General features: G+C 37.7%; 1 pseudogene. It reads right to left on the bottom strand.

The annotated features are described in order from the left end of the window. Positions 1-149: pseudogene (locus MZO40_RS17210) on the bottom strand (IS30 family transposase); the annotation flags it as partial. Positions 150-260 lie beyond the last annotated feature (111 nt).

Genomic DNA, 260 nt, shown 5'->3' on the forward strand with positions numbered 1-260 from the left:
GCTTCATTAACAGTCGCTGTCGTCCGATCTTTTAACCGGTATGCCCAAAGGAACCGTGATTTCCGATCGATTAAAGTTAATAAAACTGCCTTACTATGCCCACGAGGACCAACGACTGTATCTAGTTCAAAATCGCCGATGCGATTACGTTATAATTCTAAATCTGATTAACTCTTGATTAAATGCATCTTTATCAATATCGTGAGGAACCCTAGCTATTATACCCATTGTTCAGCACTATACTCATAGTAAAATAATTT

This window comes from Lactiplantibacillus sp. B652, from assembly GCF_023806745.1.
Classification (GTDB): domain Bacteria; phylum Bacillota; class Bacilli; order Lactobacillales; family Lactobacillaceae; genus Lactiplantibacillus; species Lactiplantibacillus pentosus.